This is a genomic window from Rhodococcus sp. D-46 (genome assembly GCF_011290655.1).
GTDB lineage: Bacteria > Actinomycetota > Actinomycetes > Mycobacteriales > Mycobacteriaceae > Rhodococcus_F > Rhodococcus_F qingshengii.
The window spans coordinates 491841-509473 of the sequence record NZ_JAANTF010000003.1 but is presented as its reverse complement, the minus strand read 5'-3'; the positions used below and the strand labels follow the sequence as shown (position 1 = coordinate 509473).

At 62.8% G+C, this 17633-nt stretch carries 15 protein-coding genes; 9 read left to right on the top strand and 6 right to left on the bottom strand.

Translation table 11 applies throughout. The annotated features are described in order from the left end of the window. Nucleotides 1–4: 4 nt before the first annotated feature. Nucleotides 5–1111: a TIGR00374 family protein gene (locus tag G9U53_RS10320; protein ID WP_064688534.1), complete on the top strand. Its 1107-nt coding sequence runs from the start codon at nt 5–7 to the stop codon at nt 1109–1111. Here G9U53_RS10320 and G9U53_RS10315 read toward each other — a convergent pair. After that, nucleotides 1108–1788, bottom strand: a complete 681-nt coding sequence (locus G9U53_RS10315) for a FadR/GntR family transcriptional regulator (RefSeq protein ID WP_007734477.1) — start codon at nt 1786–1788, stop codon at nt 1108–1110. The genes G9U53_RS10320 and G9U53_RS10315 overlap by 4 nt on opposite strands. Before the next feature lie 163 nt (nt 1789–1951). On the opposite strand from G9U53_RS10315, the gene G9U53_RS10310 reads away from it, so the two are divergent. The 4 genes from G9U53_RS10310 (at nt 1952) to G9U53_RS10295 (ending at nt 6287) form a co-directional block, all read left to right on the top strand. Next, nucleotides 1952–3688 (top strand): 2-isopropylmalate synthase, encoded by a 1737-nt coding sequence (locus tag G9U53_RS10310; protein WP_064688535.1) that lies wholly within the window; start codon nt 1952–1954, stop codon nt 3686–3688. Between the two features lie 78 nt (nt 3689–3766). Further along, nucleotides 3767–4315 carry a YceI family protein gene (locus G9U53_RS10305; protein WP_003945643.1) on the top strand — a complete coding sequence of 183 codons (549 nt, stop codon included), beginning with the start codon at nt 3767–3769 and terminating at the stop codon, nt 4313–4315. 64 nt (nt 4316–4379) lie between these two features. Beyond that, complete coding sequence (locus tag G9U53_RS10300) at nt 4380–4757, top strand: DUF3054 domain-containing protein (RefSeq protein WP_042453523.1); 378 nt, start codon at nt 4380–4382, stop codon at nt 4755–4757. A 57-nt stretch (nt 4758–4814) separates the two neighbouring features. Beyond that, a complete protein-coding gene (locus G9U53_RS10295; RefSeq protein WP_003945468.1) occupies nt 4815–6287 on the top strand; it encodes a peptide MFS transporter in 1473 nt (490 codons plus the stop codon). A gap of 6 nt (nt 6288–6293) precedes the next feature. Here G9U53_RS10295 and G9U53_RS10290 read toward each other — a convergent pair whose 3' ends face one another. The 3 genes from G9U53_RS10290 to G9U53_RS10280 all read right to left on the bottom strand — a co-directional run bounded on the left by G9U53_RS10290 (nt 6294) and on the right by G9U53_RS10280 (nt 10666). After that, nucleotides 6294–7031 (bottom strand): sulfite exporter TauE/SafE family protein, encoded by a 738-nt coding sequence (locus G9U53_RS10290; protein ID WP_003945554.1) that lies wholly within the window; start codon nt 7029–7031, stop codon nt 6294–6296. A 30-nt stretch (nt 7032–7061) separates the two neighbouring features. After that, complete coding sequence (locus G9U53_RS10285) at nt 7062–8741, bottom strand: NTF2-like N-terminal transpeptidase domain-containing protein (RefSeq protein ID WP_165638636.1); 1680 nt, start codon at nt 8739–8741, stop codon at nt 7062–7064. A gap of 107 nt (nt 8742–8848) precedes the next feature. Then, nucleotides 8849–10666: a penicillin-binding transpeptidase domain-containing protein gene (locus tag G9U53_RS10280; RefSeq protein WP_192711986.1), complete on the bottom strand. Its 1818-nt coding sequence runs from the start codon at nt 10664–10666 to the stop codon at nt 8849–8851. Nucleotides 10667–10762: 96 nt separating this feature from the next. Between G9U53_RS10280 and G9U53_RS10275 the strand changes: the two genes are divergently transcribed. From G9U53_RS10275 to G9U53_RS10260, 4 genes are all read left to right on the top strand, one after another. Beyond that, on the top strand, nt 10763–11317 hold the full coding sequence (locus G9U53_RS10275; protein ID WP_003945732.1) for a hypothetical protein: 555 nt from the start codon (nt 10763–10765) through the stop codon (nt 11315–11317). 234 nt (nt 11318–11551) lie between these two features. Further along, nucleotides 11552–13153 carry an ABC-F family ATP-binding cassette domain-containing protein gene (locus G9U53_RS10270; RefSeq protein ID WP_165638635.1) on the top strand — a complete coding sequence of 534 codons (1602 nt, stop codon included), beginning with the start codon at nt 11552–11554 and terminating at the stop codon, nt 13151–13153. Between the two features lie 8 nt (nt 13154–13161). Beyond that, the gene (locus tag G9U53_RS10265) at nt 13162–13743 is read left to right on the top strand and encodes a hypothetical protein (protein WP_232329987.1); all 582 of its coding nucleotides are present in this window, start codon (nt 13162–13164) and stop codon (nt 13741–13743) included. A 142-nt stretch (nt 13744–13885) separates the two neighbouring features. Beyond that, complete coding sequence (locus G9U53_RS10260; protein ID WP_003945805.1) at nt 13886–14656, top strand: alpha/beta fold hydrolase; 771 nt, start codon at nt 13886–13888, stop codon at nt 14654–14656. 18 nt (nt 14657–14674) lie between these two features. Here G9U53_RS10260 and G9U53_RS10255 read toward each other — a convergent pair whose 3' ends face one another. Beyond that, a complete protein-coding gene (locus G9U53_RS10255) occupies nt 14675–16723 on the bottom strand; it encodes a heavy metal translocating P-type ATPase (protein ID WP_242692486.1) in 2049 nt (682 codons plus the stop codon). 157 nt (nt 16724–16880) lie between these two features. After that, entirely contained in the window at nt 16881–17531 is a 651-nt protein-coding gene (locus G9U53_RS10250) for a DUF305 domain-containing protein (RefSeq protein WP_054188009.1), read from the bottom strand. Nucleotides 17532–17633 lie beyond the last annotated feature (102 nt).

Here is a 17633-nt window from a genome sequence, read left to right as displayed (position 1 = left end):
GTCGATGGCTCAGCCTGGAAACACCCCACGGCGACTGAGACGACCACGCTCGCCCGTGGCCGAGACCAGTCGGGTCAGAGGGCGCTTCTGGTGGCTGAAGTGGGTGCTCGGGATAGCACTCATCGCCCTCCTGATAGTCGAAGGCGCATATCTCTGGCCCAGGCTCAGTGAGGCCTGGCGGGTCCTGACCGAAATCCATTGGGGTTGGGTGGCCGCGTGCGTCGCGGCCCAACTCATTTCACTCAGCGGTTACGCGTCCGTTCAACAACGTCTGCTCAATGCCGCTGGTGTGGTTGCCGGTCACCTCAAGAACCTCTCGGTCATCTATGCCAGTACGGCAATGGCGCTGACGTTGCCTGCGGGCCAGGTCTTCTCCACTGCGTTCACGTACAAGCAGACTCGAAAGTGGGGCGCTACACCGGTTGTCGCATCCTGGCAGTTGGCGATGTGCGGTGTCATCGCCGCCGCGACTCTGGCACTACTCGGCGCTACCGGCGCGGCGGCGTTCGGCACCAAGGTCAGCCCGGTGACGCTGACGATTTCGCTCGTCGGCATGGCAGCACTGTTTCTGGCGTTGCGATACATAGCCCAGAATCCCGGCAGCATCGAGCGCATCGGGCACCGAGTTCTGGCGCTGTACAACCGTTCTCGCAAGAACCCGACCGGGCGCGGTATGCACCGTTGGTCCGAAATCCTCAAGCAACTGGATTCGGTCGAGCTCAGCCGCACCGACTCGGTCATCGCATTCGGGTGGTCGGCCATCCATCGTGTCGCCGATGTCGCTTGTTTGGGTTTCGCATGCTGGGCGGTGGGCGCGGAACCCTCCTTCGCGGGGCTCCTGATTGCCTTTACCGCCGCCAAAGCAGTCGGCAGCATTCCGCTGCTGCCCGGCGGGCTGGGCTACGTGGACACCGCACTGATCACCGCGCTGACGATCGCCGGTGCCAGTGGAGCGCAGGCAATTGCGGCATGGTTTGTATATCGGATGGTCAGCTTCGTCGGGGTCGCTGTCGCCGGTTGGATCGTCTTCTTGATCACTTTCCGTGCAACCCACCACGAAGACCTCGAGATGGACCTCGAGTTCGAACGCCGCGAACAGCCGGGCGTCTAGCGTCGCAACGCTGCCGCCATGTCGTCGAGGTGTGCCCGGCTGATCCGTACGGCTGCCTCCGCGTCGCCGGCTTCGATGGCGTCCACCAACATTCGATGCTCGTCCGCATCGGGCTGGCTGTGGGGATGCAGGTCCAGAACCGCGATCAACTCGATCAACGCAGCCCGCAGACGCGGTACAAAGGTCTCGAAGAGTTCCGACAGCACGGGATTGTGTGCCGCGTCCACCACTGCTCGGTGGACGGCGATGTCGGCGTCGACGAACGCTGCGTCGCCAGAGTGCGCTGCGGCAGTTCTACCGTCGAGCGCTTGCCGCAGAGCCGCGACGTCAACGGCATCGCGCCGCTGCGCTGCGAGGCGAGCTGCTTCGATCTCGACCGCGTTGCGCACCTCGACGACGTGAAGGATCGCCTCGGCTTCGAGCACTCGGGGCCACTGATCCGGAGGCGTCGTACTCCGTAGGAAGACCCCGGCGCCCTGCCGCGATTCGAGCATGCCGAGGCCCGCGAGAGTCCGCACTGCTTCCCTGATAGTGGACCGCCCGATACCCAACTGCGCAGCAAGAGTGGTTTCACCTGGAAGTTTGGCGCCGACTTCCCATTCACCGCTCACGATCCGCGCGCGTAGCAACTCCGCGGCCTGGTCGGTGAGCAGCCGACGCTCGACGATCGGGGACACGTGAACTCCTCAGGTTGTCTGATAAGTGATTTCGTTCTAGTGTAGCCCGCATGGCTACAGGAGCACTCCTTCTCGACTGCCGCGGCGGGGCCTGAAAGACCGGCACCCCTCCGCGGGGTTTCGCCATGCCGGTCTCTCGACTCGACCGCAGGAGAAACCGAAGATGAGTACTACCCGAGCCAACCGCTGGAACAACCAGAAGCCGTCACCCATGCCGTCCGAGCGCTATCGCGCCGCGTGGGATCGCGTCGACATTCCGACTTTCGAGCGGACGTGGCCGTCCAATCGCACCACCGCGGCGCCCCTGTGGGTGCCCGTCGATCTGCGTGACGGCAACCAAGCCCTCGCAGAACCGATGGACCCCGAACGCAAGCGTCGAATGTTCGAACTGATGGTGGCAATCGGCTACAAGGAAATCGAGGCCGGCTACCCCTCCGCGAGTCAGACCGATTTCGATTTCGTTCGCAACCTGGTGCGCTTCGATCTCGTTCCCGACGACGTCACCATCGTCGTATTCACTGCCGCGCGTACGGATTTGATCGAACGGACATATCAATCGATCGAGGGGCTGCCTGACGCGGTCGTCCACATGTACACGGCGACTGCGCCGACGTGGAGAAACGTCGTTCTCGGCAAGGAGCGAGAAGAGTTGCACGACATGATTTTCCGCGCCGCGCAAGACGTTGCTCGTGGCGGCGAAGGCCACGACGGCTGGCGATTCGAGTTCTCACCCGAGGTCTTCAACCTCACCGAACCCGACTACATCCTGCAGGTCTGCAACAGTCTCACCGAACTCTGGGACGCCAGCCCCGATCGCCCGGTCATCCACAACCTCCCTGCCACAGTCGAAATCGCCACCCCCAACATCTATGCCGATCAGATCGAATACATGCACCAGAATCTGGCCCGACGCGATTCGGTGATCCTCTCGGTCCACCCGCACAACGACCGCGGCACCGGCGTTGCGTGCGCCGAACTGGCAGTGCTGGCCGGCGCGCAGCGCGTCGAGGGATGCCTGTTCGGCAACGGCGAGCGGACGGGCAACGTCGACCTGGTCACACTGGGGCTGAATCTGCATGCACAGGGCGTCGATCCGGAAATCGACTTCTCCGACATCGACAAGATCCGTCGAACGGTGGAGTACTGCAACAGAATTCCCGTCCACGAACGCCACCCGTACGGCGGCGATCTCGTGTACACGGCATTTTCCGGAACCCACCAGGACGCGATCAAGAAGGGCTTCGCGCATCACTACGAGAGCGCGGAGGCTGCCGGCGTCGATCCGGGATCGGCGCCTTGGGCGGTCCCTTACCTGCCGATCGACCCCGCCGACGTCGGCCGCGACTACCAGGCAGTCATTCGTGTGAACAGCCAGTCGGGCAAGGGCGGAATCGCATATCTGCTGCAGACCGAGTACGGGATCGAACTCCCCCGGCGCCTGCAGATCGACTTCGCCTCGCGGGTGCAGCTCGAAACCGACGACTCGGGCACCGAAATGACCGCCGACCAGCTGTGGAAACTGCTGCTGCGCGAGTATGGGTACAACGGAGGAGTGCGTCGGTACTCACTGGAACACACCGCCGACGGTGATCAGTTGTTCGTTGCCATCGATCGCGACGGGCGCGAGGTCACCGCCGCGGCCAGTGCGTCCGGGCCGGTCGAGGCATTGAGCAAAATCCTGACCGAACAGGGCTCAGCCGTCGAGGTCGTCTCGCTCACCCAGCATTCACTGCCCCGCAACACGAATTCTTCCGGGAGTGCGAATTCGGCAGTCACCATTGCAGAGTGCGTGGTGAACGCCGAAGGGCGCTGGGGCATTGCGGTGCATCAGTCGGTGACAGCGTCGGCGCTTCACGCGGTCTACGCCGCAAGCACAAACACTGTGATGCAGCTCACATGATCTTGCGGAAGGATTTCCTGGGGTCCATAGTTGAAGCTACAAGAACTTGAACATTCAACTACTTATTCAGGAGCTTCCATGACCACCGCAACCTTGCCCGCTTTGACCGCCGGAACCTGGGTCATCGACACCGTCCACTCCACTGTCGGATTCTCGGTTCGCCACCTCATGGTTTCCAAGGTTCGTGGAACGTTCGACGAGTTCTCCGGAACGATCACCGTTGCCGAAGACGGAACCCCCGCCGTCGAGGCCGAGATTTCCGTGGACTCCATCAACACCAAGAACGAGCAGCGCGACGGCCACATCAAGTCCGCTGACTTCTTCGACGTCGAGAAGTTCCCGAAGGCCACCTTCAAGTCCACCGCGGTGCGATCCAAGGGCAGCGACTTCGTCCTCGCCGGCGACTTCACGCTCCACGGCGTCACCCGCGAGGTCGAGCTGAACCTCGAGTTCAACGGCGTCAACCCGGGCATGGGCCAGGGCCCCGTCGCCGGATTCGAGGCCACCACCGTCATCAACCGCAAGGACTTCGACATCTCCATCGAGATGCCCCTCGAAGGCGGCGGAGCAGTTGTCGGCGACAAGATCACGATCACCCTCGAGATCGAAGCCGGCCTCCAGGCCTAACAACACTGTGCGCCTTTATTAACCGCCCGCGGTTAATAAAGGCGCACAGTCGTATGGTGTGAGCGTGAAGAAGTACGCACCATTCCTGCTGATCGACGCCATTCTTGTCATAATCTTCTGCGCGATAGGGCGCCGTACCCACGAAGAAGCCAATGCGCTCGCCGGTCTGGCGAAGACATCCTGGCCCTTCCTGACCGGCCTGGTGATCGGATGGGCTGCCACGTTCGCGCTCTACCGCGACAAGTTCAACGCCGTTCTCCTTGTTCCCACCGGCGTTGTCGTTTGGCTCGGCGCCGTCGTCTTCGGGATGATCCTGCGAGTGTTGAGTGGCCAGGGCACCCAGTTCAGCTTCATCGTCGTCGCGACGCTGGTCCTCGGCGCGTTCCTTCTCGGTTGGCGCGCACTCGCTCCGCTGGTAGTGAGAATCCGCACCAAGTCGTAACCAAACTCCACGGCTCGGAACCACCCGAAATGCCCGAGCACGTAGGACACTTTTCGGATGAGCAACACTACGGAGCCCGTCGAACGTAGCGAGAAGGAAGACCGGGGGTTCTTCGGCCAACCCTTTGCGCTGGCGAACCTGTTCGGCGTCGAGATGTGGGAGAGGTTCTCCTTCTACGGGATGCAAGGCATCCTCATCTATTACCTGTACTACAGCGTCAGCGACGGCGGCCTCGGCATCAGCCAGGCGGCAGCGACCAGCATCGTCGGCGCGTACGGCGGCACCGTCTACCTGTCGACGATTCTCGGGGCGTGGGTGGCCGACCGACTGCTCGGCTCCGAGCGCACGCTCTTCTACAGTGCTTCGCTGGTGATGGCCGGCCACATCGCACTGTCGGTTCTTCCCGGCATGTGGGGTGTCGGCGTCGGCCTCGTCATGGTCGCTTTCGGGAGCGGCGGCTTGAAGGCCAATGCGACCTCTCTGGTCGGAGATCTCTATTCCGAACAGGATGTTCGCCGCGACGCCGGATTCTCCATCTTCTACATGGGCATCAACATCGGCGGTCTTGTCGGTCCGCTGCTCACCGGAGCTGTCCAGGACGCCTGGGGATTCCACGCCGGTTTTGCTCTCGCTGCCGTCGGCATGGCGCTCGGCCTGATCCAGTACACGCTGGGCCGCAAGCATCTTCACGGAATCGGTGCCGAACCAGGCAACCCGTTGCCGGCGGACAAGCGCGCACTCTACATCGGGATCGGCATTGCCGCGATCGTCGTCGTCGCGGTCGCCTCCGTCACCGGTTTGATCACGGCGGACAACATGTCCGACGTCGTTGTCGGACTCACGATCGTCGCGTCGGTCGGTTACTTCCTCCTCATGCTCACCAGCAAGAAGGTCACCAAGGTCGAACGCAGTCGAGTCTTTGCGTTCATCCCGATGTTCATCGCGAGCGCGGCCTTCTGGTCGCTGTTTCAGCAGCAGTTCACCACCGTGCCGGTGATCTCAGACAAGCTCCTGGACCGCAATCTCTTCGGTTGGGACTTCCCGCCGACGTGGGTACAGTCGATCAATCCGGTGTTCATCATCATCTTTGCCGGTGTGTTCGCAGCGATGTGGACCAAACTCGGTGACCGTCAGCCGTCGTCGCCGATCAAGTTCGCGCTCGGTACCGGCACGATGGGTCTGGCGTTCCTGGCGTTCATCCCGATCACCGGGGGCGGACCGAACAGTGCGCCGCTCCTCGGCCTTGCCGGTGTGCTTCTGCTCTTCACCTTCGCGGAACTCTTCCTGTCCCCCGTCGGCCTTTCCCTTGCAACCAAACTCGCGCCCGAGCATTTCCACACTCAGATGGTGGCGTTGTTCTTCTTGTCCGTTGCATTGGGTTCTTCGATGGCGGGAACCTTGGCCGGTTACTTCGACATCGACGACAGTCGCCCGTTCTTCCTGATCATCGGTTTCTCGTCGATCGGAATCGGAGTGATTCTTGCTCTTGCCTCGCCGTGGATCAAGAAGCTGATGCAGGGCGTGAAGTAGACGGGCTCACTTCACCCACAACCACAGAGCCAACACGAATCCCGCTATCGCTACTGCCACACGCAGTACCGATGGCGGGATTTTCTTGACGACGGGCGGGCCACACCAACCTCCGGCCAACGCGCCGAGCGCCATCGCCAACGCGGCCACCCAATGCACCTGTCCGGAGAATGCGAAGATGAGTGCAGCCACAAGATTGGCGATGCCGAGAAAGAAACTCTTCAGGATCGTTGCACGCCACACCGTTTCGGAAGTGAGGATGAGCGTCGCAGCCAGGAAGATGACTCCGGCACCGGCACCGAAATAGCCGCCGTAAACCGCGACGGCAAACAGTGCTGCCGAGTAGATTCCGGGGCGGTCACCGCCGCCGGACAACTCACGAATCTTCGGTTGCAGCAGCAGCGCGAGCGAGGCGAACACGACCATCGCCGGCACAACGGATTCGAACGAACCTTCCGGTGCCAGCCACAGGATGAGGGCACCGATGATGCCACCGGCCGCCGAATAGAGAGACCAGCGAACAAGTTTCGGACCGGTATCGGCAACTTCACGGGACGAGTTCGCCAACGCTCCGACGCCGACGGCCACCAACGCGACGGTATTGGTCATGTTCGCGCTGACCGGTGAGAGCCCGACGCTCAGCAGCGCCGGATACGAAACGATCGATGCAAGACCGGTGACAAAACCGACTAGACCGCTGAAGAAACCCGCTACGACGAGGAAAAGGAAATCGAGCAGGTTCACGAACCAGGAATCTACTCGCGGTGCCCGGTACTACTTGTCGGCAGGCTTGCCGAGTTCCTGGAAGAGCTTGTCCGTCATCTGCATTGCTCGATCGCCGCCGTCGGCGTCTGCGACGAACACCGCGAACGCGAAGTCTCCGCGTGATCCGTAGAACCAGCGATCGTCACCGCTCGCTGCACCGGCCGCCATCATGTCCGGGTACCCAGCCAGTCCGCCGGCGCCTCGCATGGCGTCACGCAGACGATTGTTGACGTCGCCGGGCAACGCCGTCGGCGTGACGTCGGCGGTAGCCGGTTGTCCGAAGACCATCATCGGCATCGGGGCACTGCCGCGGGCGATCGATGCCGCGAGCATCGCCATTCCGAACGGAGTTACCGTCGGTGTGCTCGCGTCGTTGGACGTCTTGTTGGCCATGACGTTGTTCATCGCCTGGTCCACGCCGGGGCGGTTCGCGGCAAGCACTGCTGTCTGCTGTTCGAGTCCCTGAATGTGGAAGCCGTTGCCGAGTCCGAGTTGCTGCCCGGTGTCGGCCAACTGCTCGGCTGACACGGCGCCGGGGTCGACGCCGTTCTGCATCGACGATGCGAGACGGACCAGATCGAGGGCACCGCCGGCCGGGCGCAACCCGGTGAAGGCGATCGGGCCCTGTTCGATGGCCTGATTGTTCTGTGCGGCAGCCAGAATGGCGCCGTCCGACGGGCGGATCGCGACGATGGCCGCAGGAGTACCTGCACTGACGACAGCTTCGATCGCGGCGAGTTGAGCGTGCGAGTCGAGGGTCGCGGCGACGTCGGGGCCGGGAGGTCCCTGGAAGCCGGCTTGCTTGATCGGGAATCCGTTGGGCTCGACCAGATTGACCGCCCAGCCGGCGGTGGCGTCGCGATTGGCCTGCCACACGGTCCGCAGTGGGTCCAGCAACGGCGAGTTGATGCGACGGTCGGAGGCGATCAGCTTGGGTGTCTTGACCACGACGACACCTGGGATCGCAAAATCGCTTTCCAGGTAGGCGTAGTCGGGATCGCGGAGCAGTACGGCGGTGACGGGCTTGCCGGGGTTTGCGGCGAGGTCGGCCAACATCGACTCCGAAGTGACCAACGGTGCGACAGGTTCGAGCACCGTGGCGAGGCGACGAGTGGTGTCGACGGGGTCCGGCATGGTGGCCGGGTCAAGAGTGATCGCGTTGATGGTCTGCTCGTTCATGAGCAGGGTGCCGGTGCTGTCGACTACCTTCGGCGGCGCTGCGTCCGTGCGGGTGTACGAAACGGTGCGACCGTTGCCGAGGTCGGGGACGAGGACCGACGGGTCCCAGGACACACGCCAGCCGACCGACAGATCACGAACCTCACCCTGCGACTGGTAGCTCCAGTCCTTGCCTTCGCCGAAGTTCCAGGACGCGTCGAGTGTGAAGAGTCCGGAGTCGCTACCCAGATCCATGACCTGAGCGACGTCGAAGTCGGTGGACTTGGCGGCCAGTCCGTCGAACATCTGCTGGATCGACGGCCGCGCCGCGTTGGGGTACGACGTGAGCGCCGCGGCAGCTTCGGCGTCGTGGTTGTTGAGGGCGGTGACGAAGTCCTCCACCACCGAGGCGGCGTCGGATTTCTTCTCCCCACCGATGACACACGACGCGAGCGCCACTGTCAGAACGACAGCAGTTATCGACGCAACGACATATTTTCCACGACGGTTGTGCTGTCCTCCGGGCCCCATGCATGTAACTCTTTACTTCTGTCACACGAGTAACAAGCACGGGATGCCTACGAACGTGTCACGGTTGAGCTACGACGGTGTGATCCAACTGCAACGGAAAACAGGTTTCAGCGCAGAAAAGTGCCCGCTACCTGCACTGCAGGCGAAGAGCTGTCCGCACCCGCGATGAATACCGCAAATGCGAGGTCTCCCTTGATTCCGACAAACCACCCATGTGCCGGGCCACCCTCGGTTTCGGCCGTGCCGGTCTTGCCGAGAAGCCCCGGAATGTCCTGCAACGACGTCGCCGTACCGCCGGTGACGGTCTCGCGCATCATCACCCGCAACTGTTCGGTCACCTCCGCGGGAGCCGGTGCAACGGTCTGATCTGCCACGCCGGGCTGTCCCTTGACCAACATCGGCGCGGGTGTCGTTCCGTTGGCGATCGAGGCCGCCACGAGAGCCATCCCGAAGGGCGTGGCGGTCACCGTGCCCTGTCCGATCGCGGACTCGACGCGTTCGGCGGGGGTGTTCGCGTCAGGGACGTTGCCCGTCACCGTCGTGAGTCCGGGGGTGACGTAGTCGACGCCGAGCCCGAACTGCAGCGCCGCTTTGTGCAGAGCATCGGCGGGCAGACCGACGGCCATCCTCGCCATTGTGGTGTTGCACGACTTCGCGAACGCGGTGTGCAGCGGAACCGATCCGAGGTCGAACTCGTCGTCGTTGGGAATCTGACGGCCCTCGATGTTCTCGGTACCCGGGCACGGCAGAACGGTGTCCGGTGTAGCGACGCCGGCTTGCAGGGCCGCGGACGTCGTCACGGTCTTGAACGTCGAACCCGGTGGGTACAGGCCGGTCAGAGCGATCGGGCCCTGTGCGTCGGCGGGGGCGTTCTGGGCCACCGCCAACACCGCTCCGGTCGACGGCTGCAGCGCAACGATCGCCGCCTGTTGTGTCACCCCGGCGAGCGCATTCTCGGCCGCGAGTTGCATCGGTCGGTCGATCGTTGTCGCGATGTTCGGAGCAACCGGCCCGTCTTGGCCGGCGACGGTGGTGACGGTTCCGTTCTGCTTCACCTGCTGTACCGCCCAGCCCGCGGACTTGTCCTGCCCCTCCTGCCACAGATCGGACAACCCACTGAAAGTCGGCGACGCCAGAGTTTTGTCCACCGAGAGCAACCGAGCCTGCGGCGCCAAGCTCACTCCGGGAATCGCCGCCAACCTCTCCTCGATCGGTGCAAGATCCTCGGCCCGCAAAGTGATTGCGGTGACCGGCTTCCCACTTGCCGACGCAAGATCGCCGCTCAGCGATGCCGCCGTGATCGTCGGCGCGACGGGCGAGAGAAGGGCCGCCACGGCTGCCGTGTCCACCGGGGGCACCGCGGCAGAATCGAGATTGACCAACGTCACCACCTGCTGCTCCATGATCGGCTGGCCCGCCGCGTCCAGCACCGACGGCGGAGCACCGGTGGTGGGTGTGTAGCGCAGGGTCGTCGAGGAGGTCAGGTCCGGAGCCAACAGCGCCGGGTCCCACTGAATCAGCCAGTTGTCCCCGCTTTTCGACGCGTTTCCCTGCGTCGAGTAGTTCCAGTCCTGACCTTCGCCGAACTTCCACGCCGCGTCGAGTGTGAATGTTCCCGCGGAATCTCCGGACTCGGTGGCGTCGGAGACGGTGAATGTTCCCTCGTCCTTGCCCAGTCCGTCGATCAGGGCCGAAATCGCAGTCGACGCCGCCGCCGGATCGGTGGTCAGGGCTGCCGCCGCTTGCACGTCATCGGACGTGAGCGCGGACGCGAACTCCTCTGCCACTGATTTCGGCTGGTCAGGGCCAGAACTGCAGGCAACTACCGATCCTGCGGCCAATACCCCCAGAGCCACGGCAGCCACGGGACGACGGAAAGTTCGGAAGCTCTGACGAGCGTGTGAAAGGCGCACGACTCCGATCATGCCCGAATTTGTGGCGCCAGTTCGACTATCGGTGTAATCATGTAATCAGTGCAATAAACGCACGCCACACTCCACCAGCTCTCCGAGGAGAACGCCATGAAGAACTCACAAAACTCCGGCGACCGCAGGTTCGGCCGTCCCGGAGGTTGGCAACAGGCGTCGGTTCCCGACGCGAGTGATGCGTCCGACTGGTTTGCCGGTCGACTTCCAGATGACTGGTTCACCGGAACGGCCGACGTCCAGGTCGACCGCGAAGAAATCGTCGTGATCGGTGAACTCCCGGCAGTCGACGGTGGCGAGGCCGCCGCGGACGGAAGGATCTCACGCTTTCGCGAAACCACGCGCGCCGACCGGATGCGCATCGCCGACGAGGCCGAGGCTCGCTACGGGCGCAAGGTCGCCTGGGGTGTACGTCTGGACGAAAAGACCGTCCTGTTCACACATCTCGCAGTTCCGGTGATGACACGACTACGTCAGCCCGAACGCAAGGTTCTCGACACTCTGGTGGACGCGGGTGTTGCTCGCTCCCGAGCGGACGCTCTCATGTGGACAGTCCGGTTGGCGGGCAAGCACAGCGAACAATGGCTCACCGAACTCCGCGAAGCGATGTCGAAGGTCGACGATCTTCGGTCCGAAGGCCCGAAAATCTGACGGCCCGAAAATCTGAAGGCCCGAAAATCTGAGCACCGAACACCGACGAGACCGACAGCACAGAATAATTCGATTGCACGGGACCGTTCGAGTGTTCTAACCTGGAACACGAATCATTCCCGACAGAACAGGAAACGGGCCGTTGCTCCTCTAGAGGTTCATCACGCGAAGGCACTCGCACCCATCAGCACTTGCTGAGCCGGGCGCACAGTCCAAGCACCCTCTGGAGTACTCATGACCCAATCCCATCTTTCTCTGTCGCTCTCGGATCTCACCTTCATCTGGCCGGACGGCGAATCAGTCTTTTCCCACACCAATTTTGTATTCCCCAGTGGCCGTGTCGGTCTCGTGGGACTCAACGGATCGGGAAAGTCGACTCTGCTGCGATTGATCGCAGGAGAGCTCTCACTGGAATCCGGATCCGTGACCGCTTCCGGCGAGGTCGGCTACCTCCGTCAGGACATCACACTCGATCCGAGCGTTCGGGTGGATGACATCCTCGGTATCCACGAACTCCGAAACGCATTGCACCGCATCGAAACCGGCGACGGCTCCGAATCCGACTTTGCGCTCGTGGACAACAACTGGGATATCGAGGAGAGCGCTCTCTCCACCTTGCATCGACTCGGCCTCGAGAAGGTGGCTCCGGATACCGCAGCATTGAGCCGAACTGTCGGCACCCTCTCCGGCGGAGAGACCGTCTTACTCGGCCTGACCGCAACGCTGCTGAAGAATCCACAGGTACTGCTCCTGGACGAGCCGACCAACAACCTGGACCGCGACGCTCGATCACGAGTTCATGCTGCAGTCCAACAGTTTCCGGGAACCGTACTGATCGTCAGCCACGACCGGGAACTGCTCGACACCGCGGAGTACACGATCGAACTACGTCGGGGGGATCTACGCGTGTTCGGCGGCAACTACTCGCACTACCAGGAGGTCGTGACCGCTGAGCAGGAAAACGCACTCGCCACCGTTCGCGACGCCAAGGCCGATCTGGCAAAGCAGAGCCGCGAGCTGATCGACGCTCGAACGAAACTGGACCGGCGTAAGCGCGATGGGCAGAAGATGTTCGAGAACAAGCGGATGCCGCCGATCATCGCGCAGACACGAAAACGTCAGGCCCAAGTTTCGGCGGGAAAGCTGGCCCTCAACCATATCGGGAAGGTGGACGAGGCCAAGTCTGTCCTGTCGGAGGCAGAGGAACTCCTTCGAGACGATCGCGAGATTCGTCTGGATCTGCCTGCTACAGAGGTTCATCCGGGGCAGCAGGTTGCGCGGCTCGACGAGGTGACGTTGCAGAGCGGCCAAGTGGTATCGCTCCAGATCACCGGGCCGGAGCGGATTGCGATAGTGGGACGCAACGGAATCGGCAAGACGACGTTGCTCGATGCACTCGCCGCGTCGACTCCGTTCGTAGCCTCTCGTGCGCTCCCCCAACGTCTCGACGTGTTCGACGAGGATCTCTCGGTGGCGGACAACGTCGCGTTGGCCGCGCCACACGCGACAGCCGAGGAAATTCGCGGGCAGTTGGCACGGTTCCTTTTCCGGGGAACGGATTCCGACGTATCGGCATCCGCGCTCTCCGGCGGTGAACGATTGCGTGCGGCGTTAGCCACGATCCTGCTGGCCGAGCCCGCGCCCCAGCTGCTTCTTCTCGACGAGCCGACCAACAACCTGGACCTACCGAGTCTCGCCCACCTCACGCAGGCACTTTCCGATTTTCGCGGCGCCATGGTGGTGGTGAGTCACGATCTGCCGTTCCTTCGCGGCATCGGCATAACGCGATGGATCAGCATGGACGAGACTGGTATTCGAGACATCGATCCCGAGTAGGCCGACGGTTGACGCTGTCGGTGCTCGACGGTCTGGCCTACCGTGGGGCGATGTGCCTTCACCTCGACGCAACCGCCGCGCTGTCGCTCGCAGGTTGGGTTCGCGAAGAACCTACTCGATCGGCCTCTGCCCCAGTTCCGCAACCACTGGTCGGCGGTTGTGACCAACTCGTAGTGTGGGCGAGTTCGTTCTCCGTACTTGCCAGTTCCGACGACCAGGTGTGGTTTCTCTCGGCGGAGAACTATGCCGGTGGCGTTGGCGTCAGCGATGAGGCGTTTCCCTGGAATGCGTTCCGGCACGAGAGCCTGGCGGTCGCTTCCGGGCCGGCGGAGCGCGCGGCGATCAACGCCTTCTGGTCCACTCATCTCCCGGTCCTGATGTCGGTGCGCAATGGGTACGAGTACTTGGCGCTCGCACCCGACGGTCAGGTTGTCCGTGGAGGAGAGCCGGAGTTCGAGGAGGTCACCATCGTCGCCGCTGATTTCGAGGCTCTGATTCGGGGCATAGCCGCAGGCGTCAGCACTGCAGACCCCTCCACCGATGCATTGCTTGGAACAGTGGGTACTGCCCCGCCGGGCAGTGACCGGTAGCTCTGAGGGAGGCCGAGTTGACGGCCCGACTGTTCGTGAGAGTCCACGCCATCCGTCGAATGGGTCCGGACGACTACTCGAGTTCACGTGCGTAGCAACTGGCACCCATACTGGACGGGTGTTGCACGACGTGAGAAATCCGGTGGACGGTGCGCGGATCACCTATCAGATCGTGGGCGATGGCCCACCCCTGTTGATGGTGCACGGCACAGCGTTGTCGCGCTCCATCTGGCGTGGCTTCGGGTACGTCAAGGCACTTCAGGAGCAATATCGTCTGATCCTCGTCGACATGCGGGGTCACGGACGCAGTGACAAACCACACGACTCCGATTCGTATGCAATGGATCTGGTGGTCGGCGATCTCCTGGAGATCCTCGACACGGAGTCTCCGTTCGAACCGGCACACGTCCTCGGATACTCGTTCGGCGGACGCTCGGTGATGTCGCTGACAGTCGAGCACTCCGAACGGGTGCGATCGCTGACCGTCGGGGGCGGTAGCAGCCGACCGATGACGGGCGCGTTCGACGCATTGTTCTTCCCGGGTTGCATCGACGTACTCGAAAGCGGCGGTATCGAGGGATTTCTGACCGGTTGGGGCGTGAGGCGCGGCAAACCGGTGGATCCTCAGACTGCGACTGCCTTCCGAATCAATGATGCCCTCGCGCTCGCTGCCTACATGCGCCGCGCAGAGAAGGAGCACGGCATCGACGACGCCGTGCTGCAACGGATCACCACACCGGCGTTGTTGTTCGTCGGATCGAGAGATCGCGAGCGCCTGCCGGATACCGAGCATCTCGCGTCGCTGATCCCGGACAGTGCCTTGACTGTGATCGAAGGGGCTGACCACGCAAGCGCAGTCGCAGACTCCGATGCTGTACTGCGTGCGCTCATTCCGTTCCTGAGCCGACAGTAGTCCGCCTTCAACCTCTCGCTACTGCGATGTGAGCACTCTCGACTCCAACGCGGTCACCGGTGGTTGCCGCAAGTCCAAGCGCCTCAACAACTGGGCATTCGCGGCAACGACCACAGTGGATACCGACATCAGGATTGCTCCGACCTCCATCGGCAGCACGAACCCGACGGGCGCCAGCACTCCCGCAGCGAGGGGAACCGAGATCGCGTTGTATCCCGCTGCCCACCAAAGGTTCTGAACCATCTTCCGGTAGGTGGCGCGGGACAGCTCGATGACCGAGCTCACCGAACGCGGATCATCGCTGGCCAGAACAACTCCCGCCGACGCGATCGCCACGTCGGTTCCGGCACCGATCGCGATGCCCACATCCGCCTGGGCGAGTGCCGGCGCATCGTTGACCCCGTCACCGACCATCGCCACGCGGTGGCCCGCAGCCTGAAGCCGAGATACCTGCGCTCCCTTGTCCTGCGGAAGCACTTCGGCGAAAACTTCGTCGATCCCGAGCCTGCGAGCCACCGAATGGGCCACGGCCTCCGCGTCTCCGGTGACCATGGCCACCCGCACACCGCGAGCATGGAGGGCGTCGACGGCCAATGCTGATTCCGGGCGAATCTCGTCGGCCAATGCCAATGCGCCGATTACCTTCTCGTCACGCACTACATGCAGGACGGTCGACCCGTCACTGAGCCACTCTTCGGTCCCCGGGATCGCGGTGGCCCCGACCGATCGCAGCATCCCCGGTCCGCCGACACCGACGCGTGCACCGGCGACGTCCGCAGCAACCCCGATCCCGTTGTGCGCCTGAAAGTCGGAACCCGCAGTGAATTCGAGCGACAACTCCCGCGCCGCCGCGACGACGGCGCGCCCGAGTGGATGTTCGCTGTCGAACTCGACGGCAGCCGCTGCGCTGAGAACGTCGTCATCGGAATACCCGTCGACACCGCGTACACCGACCACTGCGGGCTCCCCCTTGGTGAGAGTGCCGGTCTTGTCGAAGAGAACGGTGTCTACGTTACGCATCGCCTCGAGGGCCATGCGGTCGGTGATCAAGATCCCAGCCCGAGCCGCCCGTTCCGTCGCGATCGAGACGACCAGTGGAATCGCCAACCCGAGCGCGTGCGGGCAGGCGATCACCAGAACGGTGATCGTCCGGGTGACTGCGCTCTCCGGGGTGCCCCAGATACTCCAGGCGATCGCGGTCAGCACTGCCGCGCCGAGTGCGTACCAGAACAGCAGAGCAGCGGCCTTGTCCGCCAACACCTGCGCGCGACTCGACGAGTTCTGGGCTTGCTCGACCAGGCGCCGGATACCGGCGAGCGCGGTGTCTTCTCCCACGGCGGTGACTCGAAGCCGAAGTGCCGAGTCGGTGGCTACCGTGCCGGCCACCACCTGATCTCCGACAGTCCGGCGGACGGTCTTCGACTCGCCCGTAATCATGGATTCGTCCATGTCGGCGCTTCCCTCGACCACCGTTCCGTCCGAGGGAACACGGGCGCCGGGACGAACTATCACCAGGTCGCCGGTCGCCAGAGCTGCGGTGGGCACGGTTTCCACCGATTCCCCCACCACCCGTTCTGCCTCGTCGGGCAGCAAAGCGGCAAGTGAATCCAAGGCGCTCGATGTCTGACTGAGCGAACGCATCTCGATCCAGTGGCCCAACAACATGATCACGATCAGAAGCGCGAGCTCCCACCAGAAATCGAGAGTGTGATCCACCCAGTGCAGACTCGCAGCCCATGACGCGAAGAAGGCCACGGTGATCGCGAGCGCGATCAACAGCATCATTCCCGGCTGCCGAGAACGGATTTCGGCAACAGCGCCGGTGAGGAACGGCTTGCCACCCCAGAAGTACATCACCGTGCCGAGTACCGGTGAGATCCATTCCACCAGAGAGTTTTCCGGCAGTGTGTACCCGACCAGATAAGCGAACATCGCGTCTGCCGCAACGACCGGAACCGCGATGACCAGCATGACTGCAAACAACGTCCGGAACTGTGCGACGTGATCCCCGTGACCACCGTGTGCCCCATGCTCCATCTGGCCATGGCTCATCTCGCTATGGTCCATCTGGCCATGGTCCATCTGGCCATGGTCCATCTGACTGTGATCCATGTGGCGGTCATCCCCTCGCGTGTGATTGCAGCACAGCACCGGTCAAGCCATCAGCCTCGAACGTATGCCCAGGTAGCCACCCGAGCAAGGTCACGCGGCCAAGGCCTCCTGTTCAACTCCCCTTCAACATCGCTTCCATCTGAGTGATTTCCGCCTGCTGACCGGCAATGATCGCTTCTGCCATCTTCTCCGCCGACGGGTCGAGCCCGTTGTCGAGTTCGGTCTGGGACATGGTGATGGCACCCTTGTGGTGCTCGATCATCATCGTCAGCCACAACTTGTCGAACTCCGCGCCACTGGCATCGGTGAGGGCGGTCATGTCGTCGGCCGACATCATTCCCGGCATCTCGGCCATCCCGACGCCGTGTCCCGCGTGCGCCGACTCATCCATGCCCTCCATCGAACTCGACGAAGGCTCGGGGCGTCCCCACTCCGTCAACAATTCGGTCATCTGAGCCATCTCCGGGCCTTGCGCTGCCTCTATCTGCGCTGCAAGAGAGAGAAGTTCGGCATTGTCGGTTCGACCGTCGACCATTCTGGCCATGTCCAATGCCTGCGCGTGATGCGGGTACATTCCTTCGAGAAACTCGATGTCGGCGGCATTGACACCCGCAGGAATCTCCGACTGTGCTGCGACGCTGGTTGTTTCGGAAGAATGGTTGATGCTCTCCCCGGAGTTGTCCGAGCATCCGGCAATCAACAGTGCTGCCGCTGCCACAACCGGAACGAACCGCGCGGCGCTCTTCCTGACCGTCAAAGACATGTTTTCACTCCCGAGAATTGATTCTGTTCGATATGCACTGCACCACAATTGATTTGACAAGAGTGCTGCACATGCACAGTTGCCACGTTACCGGCGAAAATC

Excerpts from the sequence above, each read along its gene's own strand:
- G9U53_RS10255 (WP_242692486.1), bottom strand. The coding sequence starts at position 16,723 with ATGGACCATAGCGAGATGAGCCATGGCCAGATGGAGCATGGGGCACAC.
- G9U53_RS10275 (WP_003945732.1), top strand. The coding sequence starts at position 10,763 with ATGAAGAACTCACAAAACTCCGGCGACCGCAGGTTCGGCCGTCCCGGA.
- G9U53_RS10295 (WP_003945468.1), top strand. The coding sequence starts at position 4,815 with ATGAGCAACACTACGGAGCCCGTCGAACGTAGCGAGAAGGAAGACCGG.
- G9U53_RS10305 (WP_003945643.1), top strand. The coding sequence starts at position 3,767 with ATGACCACCGCAACCTTGCCCGCTTTGACCGCCGGAACCTGGGTCATC.
- G9U53_RS10320 (WP_064688534.1), top strand. The coding sequence starts at position 5 with ATGGCTCAGCCTGGAAACACCCCACGGCGACTGAGACGACCACGCTCG.
- G9U53_RS10285 (WP_165638636.1), bottom strand. The coding sequence starts at position 8,741 with ATGGGGCCCGGAGGACAGCACAACCGTCGTGGAAAATATGTCGTTGCG.
- G9U53_RS10310 (WP_064688535.1), top strand. The coding sequence starts at position 1,952 with ATGAGTACTACCCGAGCCAACCGCTGGAACAACCAGAAGCCGTCACCC.
- G9U53_RS10270 (WP_165638635.1), top strand. The coding sequence starts at position 11,552 with ATGACCCAATCCCATCTTTCTCTGTCGCTCTCGGATCTCACCTTCATC.
- G9U53_RS10250 (WP_054188009.1), bottom strand. The coding sequence starts at position 17,531 with ATGTCTTTGACGGTCAGGAAGAGCGCCGCGCGGTTCGTTCCGGTTGTG.
- G9U53_RS10280 (WP_192711986.1), bottom strand. The coding sequence starts at position 10,666 with ATGATCGGAGTCGTGCGCCTTTCACACGCTCGTCAGAGCTTCCGAACT.